This is a genomic window from Anaerovibrio slackiae, from assembly GCF_009695585.1.
Classification (GTDB): domain Bacteria; phylum Bacillota; class Negativicutes; order Selenomonadales; family Selenomonadaceae; genus Anaerovibrio; species Anaerovibrio slackiae.
Map to the genome: position 1 here is coordinate 119,853 of NZ_VUNR01000003.1, position 21,883 is coordinate 141,735.

15 protein-coding genes and 1 pseudogene are annotated in these 21,883 nt (G+C 48.0%); all 16 read left to right on the forward strand.

Annotated elements, in window-relative coordinates:
* Positions 1–51 precede the first annotated feature (51 nt).
* Positions 52–1,119: a CDC27 family protein gene (locus tag FYJ84_RS02420; protein ID WP_154405761.1), complete on the forward strand. Its 1,068-nt coding sequence runs from the start codon at positions 52–54 to the stop codon at positions 1,117–1,119.
* A 49-nt stretch (positions 1,120–1,168) separates the two neighbouring features.
* Positions 1,169–3,310, forward strand: a complete 2,142-nt coding sequence (locus FYJ84_RS02425; RefSeq protein ID WP_154405763.1) for a sulfatase-like hydrolase/transferase — start codon at positions 1,169–1,171, stop codon at positions 3,308–3,310.
* Positions 3,307–3,702, forward strand: a pseudogene (locus FYJ84_RS14565) (phosphocholine cytidylyltransferase family protein); the annotation flags it as partial. The gene FYJ84_RS02425 and the pseudogene FYJ84_RS14565, both read left to right, overlap by 4 nt.
* A gap of 342 nt (positions 3,703–4,044) precedes the next feature.
* Positions 4,045–5,328, forward strand: a complete 1,284-nt coding sequence (gene aepX / locus FYJ84_RS14570; RefSeq protein ID WP_235901328.1) for a phosphoenolpyruvate mutase — start codon at positions 4,045–4,047, stop codon at positions 5,326–5,328.
* 44 nt (positions 5,329–5,372) lie between these two features.
* Positions 5,373–6,449, forward strand: coding sequence for an iron-containing alcohol dehydrogenase (locus tag FYJ84_RS02435; RefSeq protein WP_205764060.1), 1,077 nt, complete (start codon positions 5,373–5,375; stop codon positions 6,447–6,449).
* Between the two features lie 42 nt (positions 6,450–6,491).
* Positions 6,492–7,634: a phosphonopyruvate decarboxylase gene (gene aepY, locus FYJ84_RS02440; protein WP_154405769.1), complete on the forward strand. Its 1,143-nt coding sequence runs from the start codon at positions 6,492–6,494 to the stop codon at positions 7,632–7,634.
* Between the two features lie 24 nt (positions 7,635–7,658).
* Positions 7,659–7,976, forward strand: coding sequence for a LicD family protein (locus FYJ84_RS14755; RefSeq protein WP_154405771.1), 318 nt, complete (start codon positions 7,659–7,661; stop codon positions 7,974–7,976).
* On the forward strand, positions 7,973–8,557 hold the full coding sequence (locus FYJ84_RS14760) for a LicD family protein (RefSeq protein WP_328596309.1): 585 nt from the start codon (positions 7,973–7,975) through the stop codon (positions 8,555–8,557). Before FYJ84_RS14755 ends, FYJ84_RS14760 begins: the two co-directional genes overlap by 4 nt.
* 12 nt (positions 8,558–8,569) lie before the next feature.
* Positions 8,570–9,778: a glycosyltransferase family protein gene (locus FYJ84_RS02455; RefSeq protein WP_205764061.1), complete on the forward strand. Its 1,209-nt coding sequence runs from the start codon at positions 8,570–8,572 to the stop codon at positions 9,776–9,778.
* A 5-nt stretch (positions 9,779–9,783) separates the two neighbouring features.
* A complete protein-coding gene (locus FYJ84_RS02460; RefSeq protein ID WP_154405777.1) occupies positions 9,784–10,992 on the forward strand; it encodes an autotransporter strand-loop-strand O-heptosyltransferase in 1,209 nt (402 codons plus the stop codon).
* A gap of 48 nt (positions 10,993–11,040) precedes the next feature.
* Positions 11,041–12,870, forward strand: a complete 1,830-nt coding sequence (locus FYJ84_RS02465) for an O-linked N-acetylglucosamine transferase, SPINDLY family protein (RefSeq protein WP_154405779.1) — start codon at positions 11,041–11,043, stop codon at positions 12,868–12,870.
* A gap of 70 nt (positions 12,871–12,940) precedes the next feature.
* Positions 12,941–14,548, forward strand: coding sequence for an O-linked N-acetylglucosamine transferase, SPINDLY family protein (locus tag FYJ84_RS02470; protein WP_154405781.1), 1,608 nt, complete (start codon positions 12,941–12,943; stop codon positions 14,546–14,548).
* Positions 14,549–14,659: 111 nt separating this feature from the next.
* Positions 14,660–16,615: a flagellin gene (locus tag FYJ84_RS02475; protein ID WP_205764062.1), complete on the forward strand. Its 1,956-nt coding sequence runs from the start codon at positions 14,660–14,662 to the stop codon at positions 16,613–16,615.
* A gap of 84 nt (positions 16,616–16,699) precedes the next feature.
* A complete protein-coding gene (locus tag FYJ84_RS02480; protein WP_205764063.1) occupies positions 16,700–18,781 on the forward strand; it encodes a glycosyltransferase family 4 protein in 2,082 nt (693 codons plus the stop codon).
* An 87-nt stretch (positions 18,782–18,868) separates the two neighbouring features.
* Positions 18,869–20,152 carry a tetratricopeptide repeat protein gene (locus FYJ84_RS02485; RefSeq protein ID WP_154405787.1) on the forward strand — a complete coding sequence of 428 codons (1,284 nt, stop codon included), beginning with the start codon at positions 18,869–18,871 and terminating at the stop codon, positions 20,150–20,152.
* 66 nt (positions 20,153–20,218) lie between these two features.
* The gene (locus tag FYJ84_RS14865) at positions 20,219–21,823 is read left to right on the forward strand and encodes a flagellin N-terminal helical domain-containing protein (protein ID WP_154405789.1); all 1,605 of its coding nucleotides are present in this window, start codon (positions 20,219–20,221) and stop codon (positions 21,821–21,823) included.
* The last annotated feature ends 60 nt before the right edge of the window (positions 21,824–21,883 follow it).

Consider the following 21,883-nt stretch of genomic DNA (forward strand, 5'->3'; position numbering starts at 1 on the left):
TGATAAAAATTCGATAATTAGTTCGAGAAAATATTTTTAGGGGGATTATTCATGGCTAAGATAAAAAATCGGATTGCCAACAAGCGCATGCAGAAAAAGGCTGAGGCACAGGATGCAGCTTTCAGGGATTTGAAGGCGGAGATGCAGCAGCTGATGGATACAGAGGATTATGTGGCTGCAATGGATGTAATGGCAGAGATTGCTGCCAATAAAAAGATTGATGCGGATGTTATGTACTGGGGAGCTGTCTGCTACTTCCGTACAGGGGATTATGAACGGGCTGCTAAATGGGTAAATAACGTGCTGACCTATGATAGCGGCAGCCTCAGGGCGAGGAGTCTGCTGGCTGCCATCTGCATTGGCGAGGGGCGCCGGGAAGACGGCATCAGGATTGCAGGATTTGTCCTGTCCAATGCCGGTGCTGGCCTGGCTGAGCAGGACAGGGAGTTTTTGCAGGAGGTGCTGGCACCGGTACGCTATGGCAGTGCCGATGTATTGGCACAGTATCCTCAGGTGAGGGAGTTCCTGGCGGAAACCAGTGATATCCAGTCTGCCCTGGATGTGGCAGCAGGCATGCCGGAGGTGGCTGACAGGCAGCCGGAAAGGGAGCAGGCTGAGGCTGATGCGGCAAAGCCGTCTGCGGTGGAAGCTCTTGCCAAGCTGCGCAGGATGCTGGAAAAGAGCAGGGCTGCCGGTCAGGAGCAGGTTCAGCCTGCAGAAGAAGTGCCTCAGGAGAGTTTTGTATTAACAGATGAACAGGCGAGCAAGGTTCCTGCTGTTGAAGAACAGGAAAATGCAGAGGCTGCTGATGGGAATATAGCAGAGACAGGCTTCGATGTGGACAGCACGGTGGAGAAGGTGCTGGCAAAAGCGATTTCCCTGTGTGAGAAAGTGAAGCTGCTGAATATTTTTGCCGGGGCATGTTATCAGGAGAATGACCACCAGTCTGCCTTTGATCTTTTGTCGGCTGCCTTGCAGCTGGATGGCTGCGATGCTGCTACCCTCAGAAATATGGCGTATGTGTGTCTGTCGGCTGGTGAGAAGGAGCAGGCACTTGCCTATGCAGCCAAGCTGCCGATGGCAGATTTTGGCTTGCTGTATGCATTGAAGCACAATTGAATAGCTTGATTATCCGCTGACAACAATATTTTTGCAATGGTAGGATTTTATGGAGATAAAAAATGTAGATGTGGCTTTTTGGCCCCGGGAGGGGGAAGAAGGGCTAGCAACCTTTAAAAAGCTGCTAAAAAAATTGGAGGATAATGCCTATGATGATGAATTTCTGGCTTTGCTGGACAAGTATCGTCAGCTTTATCCTGAGTCTGAGCATGTAGATATTTTTGCAGCCAGATTTGCTTTTGCCTATGGCGATTATCAGGCTGCCCTGGATTTTGCCCTGAGTGCCTTTCACAAGCGAAAGGTAAATCTGGTCATCTGGCAGCTTTTGGCAGAGTGCTATGAAAAGCTGGGCAATCTTGTCGAGCGAAATAGATTTTTAACGCATATCAATATTCTTTATGGCATCGGCATGGAGCTGCAGCTGGATGACATACATGATGGGGAAATCCTGGCTGCGGTGACGATGGCTGGCAGCCTTGGCAATTTTGCGCCATTTTTGCTGAACAAGGCTGTTTTGAATAATGGCAGCCTGGAAAAAAAGCAAGTGTCCCTGGCAGGGGAGTTTATTCCTGAAAGTTTTGATGATGAGGGCTATGGCTACTGGGTAGGTGCCTATGTCAATCAGGAGATACTTAATGCCAAGGGACAGCTATTAGCCAGGGAGGCTGAGCTGCCGGAGTTTATGGACGGCTATGGGGCAGATTTCGTCTATGATATTATGCGAGCCAAAGAGCTGTCACATTTAGACTTTGATCCTCGTGGCAGGGAGTATATCCTGCCTATTGCCGGTAATACGGACAGCCAGGAGCTGGACATAAGTACCAGTCAAAAATCCTATAGTGCAGTGCTGGGACGCTATGAATACAGCTATTATAAGATATCTGAACCTGTGTCGATAAAATCGCCACAGGCTTTTGTCGTGGGAAAACCTGTGCAGCTGGGGCATAGCCCGAAGCGGAAAAAGGTGGTACTGAATATTCTGGTGGATGCCCTCAGCTGGAAGGCGGTTAAGGAAAGAAACTACAGCCTGATGCCAAATACCATGAAATTTTTCCAGAAGGGCATAATCTTTGACCAGTATTTTTCTGTCAGTGAGTACACATATCCATCTCTGCCTACTATTGAGACAGGACTGTATCCCCATCATTCCCAGCTGTTTGCCGAGCATGTGCATGTGCCGCTGGACAGGTACATCAGGACTATTTCTGAGCAGATGGGGGCACTTGGATATTATTGCGTGAATGTCATGGGGGGCGGTCATGCTATTTATAATGGAGCGGTGCGGGGGTATGACCATTTCGTTTCCAATTCCTACGCCATGAGGGCTTATGAGGGTGTGGAGCGGACTATTCAGCAGCTGGAGGCCTTTGCCGAATGTGACCAGTTTTTATTCCTGCATATTATGGATGTTCACCCATGGCCGATTCAGTCTATTCAGGTGCCTTTAGCAAGCCAGACACGGCTTTCACTGGATGAGAGGCTTTTTGGCACGGAGAAAAAGGTTGCCAGCGTGTACATGAAATACGCACCTCTGTATGCAGATGCCAATATGCAGGGCATACGCAATACAGATCGTAGCCTGGGGGTGCTGTTTGACTATTTGCAGGCGCATTATGACGAGGACGAATATGTGGTGCAGCTTTACTCGGACCATGGCTGTTCTGTGTATGATGATTATCCGTGCCTGCTGGGGGATTATCAGACTAATGGGGCATATATGGTTCGGGGCAGCGGCATTCCTGCTCTGGGGATAGTCGATGAGCTTACCAGTGCCCTGGATATCTATCAGGTTATGGCTCACTGCCATGGCTTTTCCCCAGCCCATCGTCTGGATGGCAATCTGCCAGAGGCTTTTGGCGGCAGGAGACGGGAATCTGTCATCAGCAATTCCATTTTTCCCGGGCAGTCCTATAAGCTGTGCATTCGTACTGATAAGTACGAGTTTCAGCTGGAGTCCCGGGAGACGGTGGATGAGGATGGAACGGTTGATTTGACCGGTGCCTCTATGTATGTTCTGGAGCGTGGCAAGGATTTTGTGCAGAATTATGACCTGGATGTATTGCGGTATTTTATGGATATAGCCAGGGCACATACGGCTTCCTTTAATCATCAGGGGCGTTATTGGCAGGAAATGCGCAGGGAACGGGCAAATTGGTTTGAGACAGAGCAGAAAGGGACGGCAACGGTATGAAAGCATTAATTTTGAATTCCGGCATGGGCAGCCGTATGGGTGCCCTGACAGCGGAACAGCCGAAATGCCTGACGAAAATCAGCGGGCAGGAAACTATTCTCAGCAGGCAGCTGAATCAGTTGTCTGCCGTTGGCATAAAAGAGGTTGTGATTACTACAGGGGCTCATGCAGCAGTGCTGGAGAGCTATTGCCAGTCATTGGAGCTGCCTGTCGAGATTTCCTTTGTTCACAATCCATTGTATAGGGAAACGAATTATATTTATTCCTTGTATCTGGCACGAGAGCTGGTGCAGGATGAGGATATTATCCTGTTGCATGGTGATTTGGTTTTTGAGCACGAGGTATTGCAGAGAACGGTGGATCAGGTAGCCGGGGGGCAGAGTTGCATGGCTGTCAGCTCAAGTCAGCTGCTGCCGGAAAAGGATTTTAAGGCCGTGGTAGAGAATGGCAGTATCCGGGCTGTGGGCATAGAGTTTTTTGCTAATGCCATGGCAGCACAGCCTTTATATGGCCTGTGCCGGCAGGCTTGGCAGGCATGGCAGGAGGAAATAGCTGCTTTTTGCGAGGCTGGTGACAGGGGGGGTTATGCAGAAAATGCCCTGAACAGGATTTTGGACAGGTTGAGCCTCATGCCGCTGGATGTCAGGAATTTGTTGTGCGGGGAAATTGATAATCCTGCTGACCTGGAGGTAGTATCAGGCAGGCTGGCAGAGCTGGCAAGGCGTAACGTTTATATGTGTTTTTCAACAGATATTCTGCACAGCGGGCATATAGCTCTGATTCGCAGGGCGCAGCAGTATGGCCGTCTGATTATAGGTGTTCTGTCAGATGAGGCGGTAGCCAGCTACAAGAGATTTCCGCTGTTGCCCCAGGCAGAGAGAATGGCTCTTTTTGCCAACGTAGCAGGCGTATACAAGGTGGTGGAGCAGCAGTCCCTGAGCTACAGGGACAATCTGGAACGCTACAGGCCTGATGTGGTTGTGCATGGAGATGATTGGCAGAACGGATTGCAGAAGCCTGTCAGGGATGAGGTGGTTTCGGTGCTGGCATCCTATGGCGGACGGCTGGTGGAGTTTCCTTATGCCGGGGATAGGAAGTATCAGGAAATCGAGGGCAGAACCAAGGCCGAGCTGGGTATGGCTGATCGCAGGCGTCCGCGGCTGAAAAAGCTGCTGGATATCAAGGGGCTGGTGACTGCTATTGAAACCCACAGTGGCTTGACCGGGCTGCTGGCTGAGAAGATGGCTGTAGGCGAAAAGGGCGGAGTGCATCAGTTTGATGCTATGTGGGTATCCTCCCTGTGCGATTCCACAGCAAAGGGAAAGCCGGATATTGAGCTGGTGGATATGTCTTCCCGTTTTCAGACCATCAATGACATTATGGAGGTTACCACCAAGCCGATTATCTTTGACGGTGATACCGGCGGCTTGAAGGAGCATTTTGTTTATACGGTGCGCACACTGGAGCGCATGGGTGTGTCCATGGTGATTATAGAGGATAAAAAGGGGCTGAAAAAAAATTCCCTTTTTGGCACGGAGGTAAAGCAGACACAGGATAGCATTGAAAATTTCTGCGAGAAAATACGGGCAGGCAAGCAGGCACAGAAGACGGATTCTTTTATGATTTGTGCCAGGATTGAGAGCCTTATTCTGGAACAAGGCATGGAGGATGCTTTGGCCAGGGCGAGGGCTTTTACTGAGGCCGGGGCAGATGCCATTATGATCCACAGCCGCCGAAAGGAACCGGATGAGATTTTTGAGTTTGTGGAAAGGTTCCGTCAGGGGGATGCGGCAACGCCACTGGTAGTGGTGCCTACTTCTTTTAACCATGTGCGTGAGGAGGAGTTTGCGGCACGAGGGGTAAATGTCATCATTTATGCCAATCAGATTACCCGGGCTGCTGTTCCGGCTATGCAGGAAGCGGCAAGGCGCATATTGTCCAATCACCGTTCCCTGGAGTGTGATGATATTTGTATGCCATTTAAGGAGATTATCCGGCTGATTCCGGCTGATTATTGAGGTTTATTAAAGTTATTTATTTAGGCTGGACAGGGGCGGTTGAGGTGATTGATTTGCATCGGACAAAAATTTTGACAGAAGCGGCTGCCGCAGGTGAGGTGGCAGGGTGGCTGCAGGATATCCGATGTCACAGGGCGATGCTGGTGCATGGCGGTTCTGCCATGCAGCTGGCTGGTTGGCAGGTGCTGACAGATATGCTGGTGCAGCAGGGAATAGAGAGGATTTCCTTTGGGGATTTTCAGCCAAATCCTCTATATGAGTCGGTGCAGGCAGGTTGTGACAGATTTTTGGCTGCCGGGTGCGATTTGCTGATAGCAGTGGGTGGTGGCAGTGCCATTGATGTGGCAAAATGCATACGGAAAAAGCTTTTGGCGGAGTCTGGCAGGAAGACGGCCTTTTTGGTGTTGCCAACGACTGCCGGTACGGGAAGCGAAGCGACACGATATGCTGTAACCTATCTGGATGGTCAGAAGCAGTCCCATACGGATGAGATTTTTTATCCGGATGTGGTTTGGTATTTTTCCAGCAGCTTGGCTAGTTTGCCACTTTATCAGAAAAAGTCAGCTTTTTTAGATGCTTATTGTCATGCAGTGGAAGCCTGCTGGTCCATTAATGGAACTAGGGAAAGCAGGCTGCATGCAGAAAAGGCACTGGCTATCCTGCAGAAGTATGGCGATATTTATATTGATGCCGGGGAAAAGGCTTTGACGTGTGGTGAAACTGAGCTGGCAGTGTATAGGCAGCTTTTTTCGGCAGCTTATTGGGCAGGCCGTGCTATAGATATTACCCAGACAACGGCGGGGCATGCCATGTGCTACAAGATGTGTGCTTTGACCGGGATTGCCCATGGGCATGGAGCAGCCCTATGTGTTGCGGCACTGGCGGAGGATATGCCGGATTTGCTGGAGAAGTTTTTTCTTCAGAAGCATGTTGACTGGCTTCTGAAGCATTTGCAAGACTGGGGAATGAAGCTGCCCACTGCAGAAAATGTTGATGTTGCTGAGGAACAAGTGAGGCTTCTGGCGGATAATGTGAATCCGGTCAGGTTAAAAAATCATCCTGTTGTTTTGAGCAGAGAATATATTGAGGACGTGTATCGAAGGATTTTGTCAGGAAGATAGATGCAGCTAAAAAAAGCTGAGGGCAGGGAAGGAGTGTGCAGGATGAGGGTAGAGAATTTTGTGGAGGCTTTGGAGGCGGATTTTTTTGCCGGGGTGCCGGATTCGCTGTTGAAGCCACTGAGCAGTTATCTGATGGATAATTATGGCACGGATGCACAGCATCATGTAATAGCAGCTAATGAAGGGAATGCAGTAGCGGTTGCAGCAGGGTATTACCTGGCTACCGGCAGGGTGCCGGTGGTTTATATGCAGAACAGCGGTGAGGGAAATATTGTCAATCCGGTGGCTTCGCTGCTGCACAGAAAGGTGTATGGCATACCGGAAATCTTTGTTATCGGCTGGCGCGGAGGGCCAGGGCAAAAAGATGAGCCTCAGCATGTCTTTCAGGGTGAGATTACATTGCAGCTGCTGGATGTGCTGGAGATACCTTACATGGTGCTGGGCAAGGAGACGGAGCTGACGGAGCTGCGTAGATGTATGGCGGATTTTCGCCATGTGCTGCAGCAGGGAGGCAGTGTGGCGCTGGTGGTAAAGAAGGGCGCATTGGAGTATGAGGGCAAGCTGAAATATGCCAACAGCTATACCCTGCTGCGGGAGGAAATTATCCGTCAGATTATTGCTGTGTCGGGCAATGCGCCTATTGTGTCCACAACTGGCAAGGCTAGCCGGGAGCTTTTTGAGCTGCGGGAGCAGCAGGGGGGAGCTGTCCGGGAGGAAATGCTGCATGGCAGGGATTTTTTGACTGTAGGCTCTATGGGGCATAGTTCTTCTATTGCCCTGGGGATAGCCATGCAGAAACCGGAGCAGGATATCTGGTGCGTGGACGGGGATGGGGCATTGCTGATGCATATGGGAGCTATGGCTGTTATCGGCAAGGCGCATCCTGACAATTTTATCCATGTGATTATTAACAATGAAGCCCATGAGTCTGTGGGAGGGATGCCGACGGCTGGCAATACGGCTGATTTTGCAGCGATTGCCAGAGGGTGCGGCTATGATGAGGCGGTTTCTGTCAGAGACATGCAGTCCCTGCAGGAGGTATTGCAGCGTTATGCCGGAGCAAAGGGGTTGCGCTTTGTGGAGGTCAGGTCAGCTATTGGAGCAAGAATCGACCTAGGGCGGCCAACCAGCACGGCAGAGGAAAATAAGAAGTATTTTATGGCACATCTTGCTGTTTGTGAGTGATTAGGATAGGAAAGCGGATAATTTATGGATTGGGTTATTAAGGATTTATACAAGGATGAGCTCAGGAGCAATTTTCTGGTGACGGCTGATCGTAAAAAGGTATGGCAGGCCGAGCTGAATATATTGCGGGAGCTGGACAGGATTTGCCGCAAGCATGGCATCAGATATTTTGCTGATTATGGTACTTTGCTGGGGGCTGTGCGCCATCAGGGGTTTGTTCCTTGGGATGATGATATTGATGTTGTCATGCTGCGCCCAGAATATGAAAGGTTTAAGCAGGTTGCTGCCATTGAGATAAGGGAGCCATTGTTTTTCAGAATACATATACGGACGGCTTTGTGATCGGTTTTTCAAAAATTCGTGATAGCCGAACTTCAGCGGTTGAATTTCCTGATTATGATGGCATGCATCAAGGAATATTTGTGGATATTTTTCCCTTGGATGATGTGCCGGATGGCAGTGTGCGGCAGAATAATATTTTTCAGATTGAGCTGGAAATCTGGCGGACTATTATGGATGAGAGAAATTTGCAGCATGATTTGGCGAATGGGGCAGCTACCAGGCTATCAGGTGATTTGCTGCACAGGCTGCTGGCATTGCCACGGCAGGAGCGATTTGCCGAGTATGAGAAATTTTGCAGCAATCATTTTGGCACATCAGAGATGATAGATGTGGTCACCTATACTTTTGGCGGCAGTGGTGTACAGCTGCCAAGGGAGTATTATGCAGATGTGGTGTATTTGCCTTTTGAGGGCATACAGATTCCTGCCCCGAAGCTTTATCATGAGGTGTTGAGCAGACGGTATGGCGATTATGAAAAGCCGGTCAGGGGCGGTTCAATGCATGAGGGAATTATTCTCAGCGCTGATATATCTTATCGGGAATTAATGGCAGCGTATCAGAAGGATAGTTCGTTAGAGTAAGGGGAAAAGATGATGACAGAGAAAAACGCGGATAAATATATAATCGTTTTTTGGGGGGCAGGCAATCATCCTAGCCTGTTGCCCATCAGCATGGGGCTTGCTGACGGATTCAGGGAGCTGGGAAAAAATGTAGCTTTTTGTGATTGTACTGATACTGAATGTGTGAATGCCTGTTTTGACCTGATGCGTGCCAGGCAGGTGGCATTTTGTGCAGGACTGAATAACTTTGGCATGATTTGGAATGTGGGAGAAAAGGAAATTTTCAAAACCTATAAGGAATATGATGTGCCTCATGTCTCTATTATGCTGGATACACCGTATAACAAGGCTGTTTCTGGTTTTGATGATTATTGTCCGAAGCATATTGTCACCCTTTTGGATAAGACAGCGGAGGAATATGTCAGGCTGGCTTACCCGGACAAGGCAGGAAAGGCTATTTTTTTGCCATTGGCAGGTATGGAATCGGATAATGCTGAAGATGTGTTTGCCAGGGAAAGATGCTACGACGTGGTTGTTAGTGCCAGTACATGGGGAGCAGGGGGCACGGAGCGTCAGTGGCATGGCAATGGTGTCAGCAGCCGGGTTGCCAAAATTCTTGACGATACAGCGGATTATTTGGAAGTTAATGCAGAAGGTGTCTTTGCGGCACTGAAATATGTGTTGCAGGCGAGGGGACTGCAGGGGGACGAGTATTTGCGCAGGATGTTGCCCTACTGCTGGGACTTGCTGCTGTACATAAAGTCTTATCGCAGGCTGAAAGCAGTGGAGCTTTTGGCGCGGAATGATATTCCGGTGGATGTATTTGGTAACGGCTGGGACATTGTGCCTTTTGCAGGCAAGCTGAAACTGCATGGCCCGGTTTCTTATGAACAATCCTTGGAAATTGCCTCTCAGGCGAAGATTATTTTTCAGGACCAGGCGGAATTTAATCACGGTGCCCATGACAGGGTATTTACGGGCATGCTGAATGGTGCGGTGGTAGTCAGTGAATTCAGCCATTATTTGGCAGAGGAATTTGAAGCTGGGCGGGATTTGTTTATGTTTGACTGGCAGAACGGTGACAAGCAGGTGCAGGTTATCCATGAGCTTTTGGCTGACGAGAGCAAGCGGCTTTCTGTAGCTGTTAGTGCTTACGGCAAGGCTGTCAGACGGCATCGCTGGGCGAACAGAGCAGAGCGGATATTGGAAGCTGTTGATGTGCTATACGGTGTTGAGGTGTAGGCAGTATGCAGAAGCATATTTTTTATTATACAATCAGCCGTGATGAGTTGCAGGCAGAGCAGATAAAGCGATTGCTGGCGTTTGAACAGGCGGCAGGTGATGTAAAACTGGAAACGGATGTGGAAGGGCTGAAGATAGACTTCAATTCCGGGGCAAGGGTGCAGCTGCCTGTCGGCAACTGGCATGTGAAGATTTCTGATTATGACAGTGGTTTGGTGGCTTTTGATGATGATGCATCAGATTGTACCTTGGTGTCAGCGGAAAAATATTTTATCCGCTGGCAGGTGGAGGTATGGCAGAATGGGCTACCTGTTTTTGAGCATGTGCTGGATTTGGAAGATCAGGAAGTTTTTGTATTTATGGCAGGCGGTGCCCTGGGAGATTCAATATCTTTGTTTCCTTATATCAGGATGCTGCAGCAGCAATATCATTGCCGGGTATCGTTATTTCCTCCAAATGAAAGCTTTAAGGAATTGCTGAACAATTATTTTCCGGATATTGAGCTTGTGGAAAAAATTCCAGATGATTGTTATGCTGCTTACTGCCTGGCTGTATTTCAGAGGCCGCCTTATCTGATTGCTACAGATAGCCGGGCGGTAACTCCCGATATGGCTGCCCGTAGCATATTGGGACTGCATGGTAATGCCCCAAAGGTTATCTATAAGCCGACTTTGCCGCGGACGATTAGGGAAAAATATGTGTGTATAGCTGTTCAGGCTTCCGGGGTAATGAAATGCTGGCTGAATTCCAGCGGCTGGGCGAGGGTGATAGCTTATCTGAAGCATCTGGGGTATCGTGTTTTGTGCATTGATGGTGCTAACAAGGTTCTAGCAGGGGGGCATTTAATCGAATGTCCTGCCGGGGCAGAGGATTTTACAGGGATGCGTCCCTTGATGGAGCGGATTAATCTTTTGGCGTATGCTGATTTTTTTATTGGCCTTGGTAGCGGGCTTTCCTGGCTGGCTTATGCCTGTGATGTGCCTGTAGTGCTGATAAGCGGCTTTTCTTTGCCTTTAGGGGAGTTTGATACTCCTCACCGTGTAACCAATCAAATGGTTTGCCATGGGTGCTACAACGATATACGGGTGGATTGGAAGGATGGCTGTCCGTATCATGCCGGTACGGAACGTGAATTTGAATGCAGCAGGGCAATCAGTTTTCGCATGGTGCAGTCAGCAATAGACAGGCTGCTGGCACAGGAAGGGCTTTTATAGATGTATTGCCACTGACCGTAGGATAGGCAGTTGGGAGGTGCGTGTGGCTTGGCTGGTAAGGATTTTTGGCAGCAAAAGGAATTGCTGGACTTATATATGGAAGGTAATCAGCTGGTAAAGGCTGATGCTTTGTGCCAGGAGCTTTTGGCGGCCTGCCGGCTTGCGGCTGGTGGCAAGGGACAGGAAGCTGTTTTGCCTGATGGCTGGCAGGAGATACAGTTGGAGCTGGTACAGATAAATGCTGCAATCGTGATAGAAACCGGTGATATGCTGCGTGCTGATGAGGCACTGGCAAGGTTGTCAGCGGCAGGGGAACAGCCTTATAGCATCTTTTTGCAGGCGCGGATATATTGGATGCAGGGTCGTTGCTTTGAGATGCTGTCTTTGCTGGAGGAGTATTTTCAGGTTGATTCCGGCAGGGGAGAGGTGTTTTTTGCTCAGGATAGCAGCTATTGGCAGGTTAATGCAGATATCAAGGAACGCATTTTAAATCTGCTGGCACATGGCTACAAATTTTATGGACTTTCCCAACTGGCGTGCAGCTGTTATTTGCAAAGCAGCCGGGTGGTGGAGGATTTTCCTGTCAGGCTGCTGGAGTACAGCAATTATCTGTTTAATGCCCATTATCTGTTTATGCCGCCTAGGGAATATCTGCAGGCTCATCTGGGATATGGCAGGTTGTTTGACAGATATGGAAATGTGAGACAGCTCCGGCACAACAAGCGGCTGCATCAGCAGCACAGAAAAATCCGGCTGGGATATTTGTCACCGGATTTTCGCCAGCATGTGGTTTTGCTATTTATCTGGGCGATGTTTACCTGCTACGACAGGGATGCGTTTGAGGTTTATTGCTTTAGCAATTCTCCTGCGGAGGATAAATATACGGAATATATCAAGGCACATACTGACTTTTGGTGCAATCTTTCAGGGCTGGATGCCATGCAGGCAGCTAAAGTGATTTATAACAAGGAAATAGATATTTTGGTGGAGCTGGCAGGTCATTCCCAGAATAACGGCCTGCCTATTCTGGCGTACAAGCCGGCTCCTGTGCAGATGTGCGGTATTGGTTATTTTGCTACTACAGGACTGTCGTCAGTGGATTATTTTTTGTCAGACAGGTATCTGATAACAGATAGTTGTGACAGTATGAGTGGTGAAAGCTGCGTAGGTTCGGAGGAAGCCAGAATAGCTGAGAGTGATTGTTTTGTGGAGAAGCTGCTGGTGCTGCCTCATTCGCACTTCTGTTATGTGCCTTTGGCGGAGATGCCTGATCTCCAGGGAGCTCCTTGCAGGAAAAATGGCTATATTACCTTTGGCAGCTTTAACAATTTCACCAAAGTCAATGATACGGTGCTTTGCGTGTGGGCAGATATTTTGCACAGGCTGCCGGAGAGCAGGTTGTTGCTGAAGTGCAGTCTGCTGGGGGACCGCGAGGGCAGGGAGCTGGTGCGTCAGAAGCTGCTGTCCCTGGGAATTAGTGAGGAGCGTTTTGAGCTGCGTGGTTTTTCGCAGCCGTATTTGACGGAGTATTATGACATAGATATAGCCTTGGATACTTTTCCTTATCCGGGCGGGGGAACTACCTGCGATGCGCTTTATATGGGGGTTCCTGTCATTACCTTGGGGGATGGCAGCCACGGTGGAAATTTTGGTATCAGCCTGCTGAAAAATATCGGGCTGGATGCGTGCTGTGCTGCCAGTGTTGAGGAATATATCGAAAAAGCTGCTCTGCTGGCAGGTGATATGGAACTTTTGGAGGCATTGCATCTAGGGATACGCAATATGCTTATGGCTTCACCTGTGATGGACAAGGCTGGTTATATGCAGGAGCTGCAGCAGGGGTATCGGCTTATCTGGCAGCGGTATCTGGCGAAGTAATAATAGTGGCATGCTGGTATGTGGTAATAGGAGAATATGAGGCTGCCGGGTAGTTCGTTGAGGATTTTGAATGGCTAAAAATGAGAGAGTATTGTACGAAAATATATATGAGCAGGCCCTGGACAGGTTTCAGCAGCGGGATTATCAGGGGACTATGGATTTATTGGCGGATGTGGGGCAATGGCCGCTGGTTTGGCTGAGGCCTTTTTTACTTAGGGCGTATGCACTCCGTGGGCTGGGATGCTATGTGCAGGAGATGATGGCTTTGCAGGATTTGCTGCAGGTGTCAGAGCGTATAGAGGTGCGTAGTGCAAGCGATACAGCCATGATAGCTGAAGCTTGGAGCCTGCTGGGAGAAGCACTGGTCAATCTGGGGGATTGCAGGCTGGCGGTGGAGGCTTTTTTGCAGTCTGCAAGCCTTGAAGTGGATATTCCAAAAAGGCGGGAGGAATACAGCAATGCCATTTTTGCGGCTAATTATTGCAGTGATTTTCCCACGGAAAAATGGCTGGAGCTGTATGATGGATATAGAACATTGCTTTCGGATATAGAGATTTTTGAGTTACCAGGGCATGGAAAAAATATTTATCATCATGACAGGCTTCGCATCGGGTATTTGTCAGCGGATATACGCTGTCATCCTGTGGCGTATTTTTTGCGGCCGCTGCTGGAATGCCATGACAGTTCCAGGTTTCAGGTCTTTTTGTATAGGGCAAATGCTGAGGAGGATAGCGTGACCAGACAGCTGCAGGGGTGGGCGGATGCCACAAGACTTATTGCAGGTTTAGCGGATGAGGAAGTGGCTTTGCAGATTGCCCGGGATGAAATTGATGTGCTGGTGGATTTGTCAGGCCATACCAAGGGCAATCGTTTGCCGGTATTGGCTTATCGTCCGGCTCCTGTGCTTTTGTCAGGGCTTGGTTATTTTAACAGTACAGGCATGCCGCTGGATGGTTTTTTGTCAGATGTGTATTGCAGTCCGTCTGCGGTGCATCCGGCTTTTAGCGAGAAGCTGCTTCGCTTGCCGCAAACTCATTTTTGCTATGTTTTTTTTGAAGATTTTCCAGCTGTTGCTGAGCAGATGGCGTGGGAGCGCAATGGTTATATTACTTTTGGCTGCTTTAATAATTTTAGCAAGGTAACGGATGAAATGCTGCTGGTGTGGAAGAATGTATTGAAGCGATGTGCTGGCAGCCATCTGGTGCTGAAGCACAAGCTTTTTGATTCTGAAGAAGGCAGGCACTGGACAAATGACAGGCTATGCCATCTGGGGTTGCCTGTGGAACGAATAGAGCTGCGGGGATTTTCAGCGGATTATTTGCAGGAGTACGGTGATATTGATATAGCGATGGACACATTTCCTTATACCGGCGGACTGACTACTGTTGAGGCACTTTTGATGGGGGTGCCCGTTGTGAGCTTGTATGGAAAGCGGCATGGGACACGGTTTGGCCTCAGTTTTCTCAGCAATCTTGGATTGACTGAGCTGGCAACGGACAATAAGGATGATTATGCAGGCCTGGCAGCCGGGCTGGCACAGGACAAAAAGCTTTTGCGTTGCCTGCATCGGGAACTGCGTGGCATGGTGCAGGAATCACCATTGATGGATGGCATCGGGTATTGCAGGAACGTAGAGAATCTGTATGGAGAATTGGCAATGATGCATGGTTGTCTGTGAGGGCGGAAATTTATCCTGTTAAATTTTATTTGTTGCAACTATTAATAATTTCCAATGTTCTTCCGATACTAAAAATGTATGGTGACAACCTTATGGTATGGAGTGAATGCAATGGTAATTTTTAATAATATGGCGGCTATGTCTGCCTTGAACGAAACTAATCGCAATACCAGCAAGCTTGGCAAGACTATCAAGCAGGCAACTTCCGGTATGCGGTTGAATTCGGCCGGGGATGATGCTTCCGGTTATAGCATATCTGAAAGGATGCGTGTAAAGATTCGTGCTTTGGGGCAGTGCAAGGAGAATTCGGCCAAGGGACAGGATTTGATTGATACTGCTTCGGCAGCTGTTGACCAGCAGGTAAATATTATGAAACAGGTCAAGACTATTGCCCTGCGTGCTACGGATAGTACTTATACGGATGCGGACAGGGGCAATTTGCAGAAGGAATTGTCCCAGCTGCTTGACCAGTCAGAGGATATAGCGAATACACAGTTTAATGGTATCTCACTGCTTAATCAGAAGATGGTTTCTGAAACTATTAAGTGGTTTGATGCAGATGCTCCTTATAAGGTCAATCGGAATAATATACCTGTGCTGAAGCAGGCGGCAACAGGTGACTATAACGTGCCTCAGGGAGAGTATGTGGAAATTACTCATTCCAGTGTGTTGTATGAACCGGGTACTACGCCAGGAAGTCAATTGACGGTAATTCCAGCAGCTGGGAATCTGGTGTATGATGCAGGGGGCAATGTTCATACTGTGTATGCGGATTCAACTGGTCATTATCGCTTTGATAATGATAGTGGTGCCCTGATAGAAGTACATGGTGTGGCAAATCCCCCTGGAAGTACTAATCCTAGTGACGTAGGTACTACAACCAATGTTTATGATGGTATTTTGCCACAGATTCATAATCCTGACACTACGCTGAGTGTTGGTGATTTTGTTTCTGATACGCCTTATTATCCGGGCAAGTCATATCGGGTAGAGATAAATCCTTTTACTGGCAAGCTGTCTTATTTCAATACGGATACATTTAATGATTATAGCTATATAACGGAAGTGGATTTAAGTGATCTCCGTAGTGCGATTGCCAATGTACCTGAGGACTTGGATGGCCTCGGTTTTTCTTTTGACTGCGGTGGTTGTGACCAATTTGTGACGGTTATGTTTGATGCATCAACAAGTGCATCTAATCTTTATGAAGGAGAAAGTGGAACTCCTCACCCTTTGTGCTATGTAATAGGCGTGAAAGATGTGACTGATGTTCCAACATTGGAAGCATCTTTGGGAGAAGCTATTTTTAATGGTGTTAATGCTGTTACCCAGGGAGCCAAAGGAAATTCTTTGCCATCATCTACCGATACGTCTACAACTTTGGCAGACAGGCATACTATTAAGCTTAATTATTATGCGGATACAGGTAAGTTATCTATCACTAAGAAGGATAGCAATCTGGCTCTTATAATGAAAAACGGCCTGATGGGCGAAATGAAGGAGGATGTGGGCTACAAGCCGGAACAGAACTTGTACTTGCACACAGATGACAAGAGCAGCCGTAATGTGAAGGTTTCCCTGCCAAATACAACACTTTCCATGTTGTTCCCGGCAGCCAGCTCCTGCTGGGATATTGATCCCAAGGAGGTTGATTATCCGGAGGAGTGGCCTAAGGGATATGATACGCTCAGCGATGCTGAAAAGAAGGCAAAGTGGAAAGAGGAAGTATGGCAGTATCCGAATCGCAAGGTGAAGCTGGATGTTGACCAATGTGTCAGTAGCAGGGAGAGAGCCAATGATTTTCTGGCCGATGTTGACCAGGCAATAAAATATTTGCTGAATGCCAACACTACGCTGGGGGCGGAGTCCAGCAGGCTGGATTACACTCAGGATAATATTGTGGTCATGCAGGAAAATACAACTGCGGCTGAGTCTGTTCAGCGGGATGCGGATATAGCCAAGGTTGCTATGGAGCAGGCAAAGTACAATCTGCTGCAGCAGGCATCCCAGTCCATGCTGGCGCAGGCAAATCAGTCTCCTAATGGGGTATTGAGCCTTTTGCAATAATTTGAAATATTATATTGCAGTGATTTTTGGCTGCGGTCTATGGGATGGCCGCAGCTTTTTTACTAGATGAGGGGAGAGGTAAATATGGCAGGTGTTTTTGCTTTTGCTGCCGGTGAAGGCTGGGATAATCAGCAGATAACGAAGAATTGTGGTATGTTGCTCTATATTTTTCACAAATTGTACGGTGATAGGGCTGTCATGGTCGGAGGACGGGAAAATGTGGAATATCCTGCCCTGGCTGAAGTGCCGGGGGTGGAAATGGTCTGTCTGTCGGAGCCGAAGCTGGAAAACAGTATAGCTTATATCAGGCAGCATAGTGCTGATATAGATTTGCTTATATTGCATGGCACGTTTCCCTTCTTTTATCCATTGGTTGATATTTATAAGCAGCTCCGGCCTGATGGGAAGGTTTATCTGGAAACGGATGCCAATAACCATTGGGTGGACAGGATTCCACTGACAGATGAATTGTGTTATTTTCTCTCCCAGTGTGATGTGGTGGGGGCAAGCTGCCGCAAGATACACAGGTGGCTGGGAGCCAAGTGGCCTCACCGCATAGATTATATTCCCAATGGTTTTTATGACTTTCTGGGGGTATATAGGGAGCCTGATTTTACGCAAAAGGAAGACCTTATTATTACAGTGGGCAGGCTGGGAACACGGCAGAAGCGCAGTGAGGACTTGCTGGAAGCCTTTGCACTGGTGGCAGAGAAATATCCAAGCTGGCAGCTGGCATTGATAGGCGGTCAAACTGAGGAATTTGGAGTGTGGATAGAGGCGTTTCTGGCTGAGCATCCCTTCTTGCAGGGCAGGGTAATACTCCCCGGCATGGTAAAAGATAAGGCTGTGTTGTATGATTGGTATCGCAGGGCAAAAATTTTCGCCCTGACATCAGAATGGGAAGGGGGAACGCCTAATGTTATAGCAGAGGCTCTGTATGCTGGCGATTATATTGTGACATCCGATATTGATGGGGCGGATGATGCAACGGATTATGGAAATTGCGGTATGATATATCCCTGCAAGGATATATCGGCATTGGCTGATTGTTTTAGAATCTTGTTTTCTTCACCTGATATGTTGGAGAAAGGCTGTCTTAATGCCCTTGAGTATGGCAGGCGGAACTTTGACTATGAAAAGCTGGCACGCAGGCTAAGGCATTTGCTGTATGGTTATGATAGGCTGACATTGCAGCTGGAGTGTGATGCCAAGACTGTTTTCCTTAGTGAGGGGGGACGAAGAAAGGCTACATTGCTGGATGTTTCGGATAACTGCCTTAATCATTCAACGTGCAGTATTTTGCAGGATTTTGATAATGATGATTATGGAACCATTGCAGAACCTGATTCATTCATTAAGTCTATTGCTCCATTGGCGAACAAGATTTTTGGCGGGGATTATGAGTTGCATACGGTTATCTTGTTGCTGATGGTGTTGCAAAAGCTCCTGTATGTTCCTGCTGCAAGAGATATTTTGTATGTAGGCGGACAGAACGGGGATGAATTCTGTGAAGCAGCTACGGAGCTTTTTGGCTATTTGCCATCCGTGACAGGCAGAACTATGGAAAAGCCTTCAGAACGCCCTGCAAAGAAGATGATTGTCAGCGAGCATGATGTATTTGCATCTCCTTTGCCTCATTTTATTGGTGAACTGCTGGTATTGGATATGCAAGAACTTTTAAAGAGGCACAGCTCTGGTACGGGCAGCATGGATAATGATATTGATATGGATGGTGTGCTGGCGAATATTTTCCCAGCAATATGCATGGATAGCCCATGTATTGTTATGTGCAATCAAGATTATGCAAAGATGGTGGCATCATATATGAGAGATGTACAGATTATGGATTTGTACAGTGGTTGTGTTGCTGTTACCGGTTTTGCCAAGGGAATGCTGCAACAGGCAGATGATGATTTTGCGGTGCCACCCCGTGAGCGGCAGAGACAACTGGTGCGCCAGAAGGTGGATGAGGTGGCAGGCTTGTTTGAGGGCTGGCTGCAGCAGGAGCGTGAAGACAGGGCGCGGGATTTTGTCCACGTTATGCAGGCAGTAAAGGATTTAAATGAGTTTTTACAAGAGAATCGTGCGGCTATATTGGCACCGGGGCTGTTTTTTGAAGCAGCTTCCTTGCTGGAAAATCTCATTAATATGAAGCTGGAAACCTAAAAATCTGTAAAACCTAATGGGGGATTGAGCCTGTTGTAATACCTATTGCTTACGTTTAAAGTTTTATTTTAGTTTAGGAGAAGTGTTTTGGCAAATGTGACTAATATGGCTAAATTGATTATTTTTTCAGAGCTTTACAAGGAGGCTCAGCGGGAGTGTGATGCCCTGAAGATGGCAGATTGCCTGCTGCAGTCCGTTGATGATTTGTGCGCCTGTAAGGATGATAAATATAAGTTTATGCTGGCGGGGCATCATGTTCTTCTTTATGCTGCGGTTTACTATTTGCGTGTGGGCAATTCCGGCAAAAGTATCGAGTGTCTTAATGTATATGGCAGGTTTGTGGAAACTTTTGCCTGTGGCTTTAGCTATGAGTATTTTGCCTTGGGAGCAAGGCTTTGTCATAATATGGAGGATTATGATCAGGCGATTGCGTTTCTAAGTCGGTTTTGTGAGAGTATTTGTGTCGATGATGAAGCTGCTTTGTTTTTCGGCAGCCTGCTCTGTCATCAGGGGCAGTATGAGCAGGGGCGGGAAAAATTCCTGGAGATATTGGCAAAGCACCCAAGCCATCCGGAAGCTGCCATAAACTTGGCATTGGTGGATGCCTTTTTGGCTTCAAGGACTAAAGCTGGCTTGGCAATAGATTATTTGCAGCATCTTTATTATGGATTGCGCAAGGCTGATGTGAAGGTACCGACTGGTGATAGCTGGCGTGATGTACCTATTATAATTAACTCACGGGATCGTCTGGGCTGTCTGAAGCAGCTTTTGGCGTGGCTTTTGGATGCTGGCTATAGACGGATTTATATTCTGGATAATGGTTCCAGCTATAAGCCTTTGCTGGAATACTATGCTTGGATAGAGCAGGATGCGCGGGTTGATGTGGTGCGGTTAGCCAATATGGGGCATATTGCCCTGTGGGAGGCAGATATACTTTATAGATTTGGTATAGATAATATGTTCGTATATACTGACTCGGATGTTGTGCCGGTAGAAGCTTGTCCGCATGATGTGGTGAGGCAATTGGCGGAGCTGCTATTCAGGTATCCGGATATTGATAAGGCAGGCTTGGGGATTGTTACTGATGATATTACGCTGGATCGTGAAAATGTGCGTGATAGTGAAGCAAAGTTTTATCAAATTCCACTGGAAAAGGATGTATGGTTTGCTCATGTAGATACTACATTTGCACTTCATAGGCCAAGATGTTCCTATAGAATGATGAAGTCTATTCGCACTACCGGCAATCTGATGATAAGGCATTTGCCTTGGTATCTGGATAAAAATAATTTGCCGGAGGATGAGCAGTATTATGTGGAGCATGCAAATTATTCGTCAACCACAGCCGGCTATTTGCGTGCGCATAAATAATCTAGATGCTTTTAAGGATCTTTTTGTAAAGTTTTGTGTTGTAAACCCTGCAGGGGAGGGCTTGCGATGAAAATAAACAATAACATGGCAGCGATGTTTGCCTTAAATAGGCTTAACCGCAATAACAATAAGCTGGGCAAGGCGGCGAAAAAGGCTGCTTCGGGCATGAGGATAAATTCAGCCGGGGATGATGCCTCAGGCTACAGCATATCGGAAAAAATGTGTGTGCAGCTGCGGGCATTATCGCAGAATATCGAGAATATGCAGACAGGGCGCAGTATGATGGCCATTGCAGAGGGCGGTATTCAGGAGATTATTGAAAACCTGCGCTATATAAAGGAAAAGGCGATTAATGCTGCTAATGATACCAATACGGACAAGGATAGGGCAATTATCCAAAAAGAAGTTGACCAGAGGTTGAATCAGATTGACGATATAGCTGCTCAGACCAACTATAATGGCAAATATTTGCTCAATGGTGACTACAAACAAATAAAGCCCCATGCTCAGTCAGCCATTGTGGCAGATGGCAGGGATAGCAAAATTCGTCAAAACACGGTGACAAATCTGCTGGGTGCTTTTTCTGTTGTGGGTTCTACCATGGCAGCTGGTGGCGGCAATATCTTTGGCTATTATGACCCGCCGGATTCGTCGGATTGGAAGGAGCTGACAGCCACGCATAGCTTCACCGCTACCGATACTGCCAGGGATGCCAAGGCTGACGGCAAGTTGAAGGTGGATTTTTCTGCGGCAACAGTGTCAGGGGGAGCTGTGTCTTATCCCCAGAGTTTTGATGGGCAGGGCTTTGCCATAGGCTGTACGGCGTGTGAATCCTTTGTGAACATTATTTTTGATGCCACGAAATCCGTTGGCGAGTCTTCGGTGGAATTTGCGGAGGTTTGGGCGCACGGCACGGATGCCTTAAACTCCTATCAATATGTTATCGGTATCAAGGATGTAAATGATGCCCAGGGGCTGGCCAAGGCCTTTTATGATGGCGTAACTGCGGCCAATAACAACAATGGGTCCGGTTATACGCAGAATGTGGCAGGAGAGGCGTATCTGGGCTATCCCTGGGGATGGACCCACAATATGCGCCTGTCCTATGATGCTGCCGACGGTTCCTGTTATCTCACTCGCGAGGTTGGCAACAATTATGATGCGAATTATGGCACAATCACCAATTATGACTGGCTGTTTTATGACAAAGGTTCAATCGTATCAGAGGTGATGTCCTTGGAGGGGGACGATACGGCAGGCAGTGGTGCGCATCAGTTCCCTGGCCTGGTTATTCAGTCCGGTCAGCGAGCTTCTGACAATACTCGGTTTTTCATTAATGATATGCATACCAGGAAGCTGGGGATTGCAGATTTGCAGCTGACTACCCGGCACAAGGCTGTCAATGCTATTGGCAAGATAGATACCGCTATTCGGCATGCTCTTGATGAAAATACCCGTATTGGTGCTTATCAGGCACGTTTGCAGGAAACGGAAGCCAATCTGGTTATTGGCAATGAAAATACCACGGCGGCAGAGTCAGTTATCCGGGATGCGGATATGGCGAAAACCATGATGGAGTATGCCAAATACAATATACTGCAGCAGGCATCCCAGTCCATGCTGGCTCAGGCAAATCAGACACCAAGTGGGGTACTGAGCCTGTTGCAGTGATTTTTAGACGCACATTCTATATGGATGTGCGTTTTGTGATATAATGGATTTGTGTGAAAT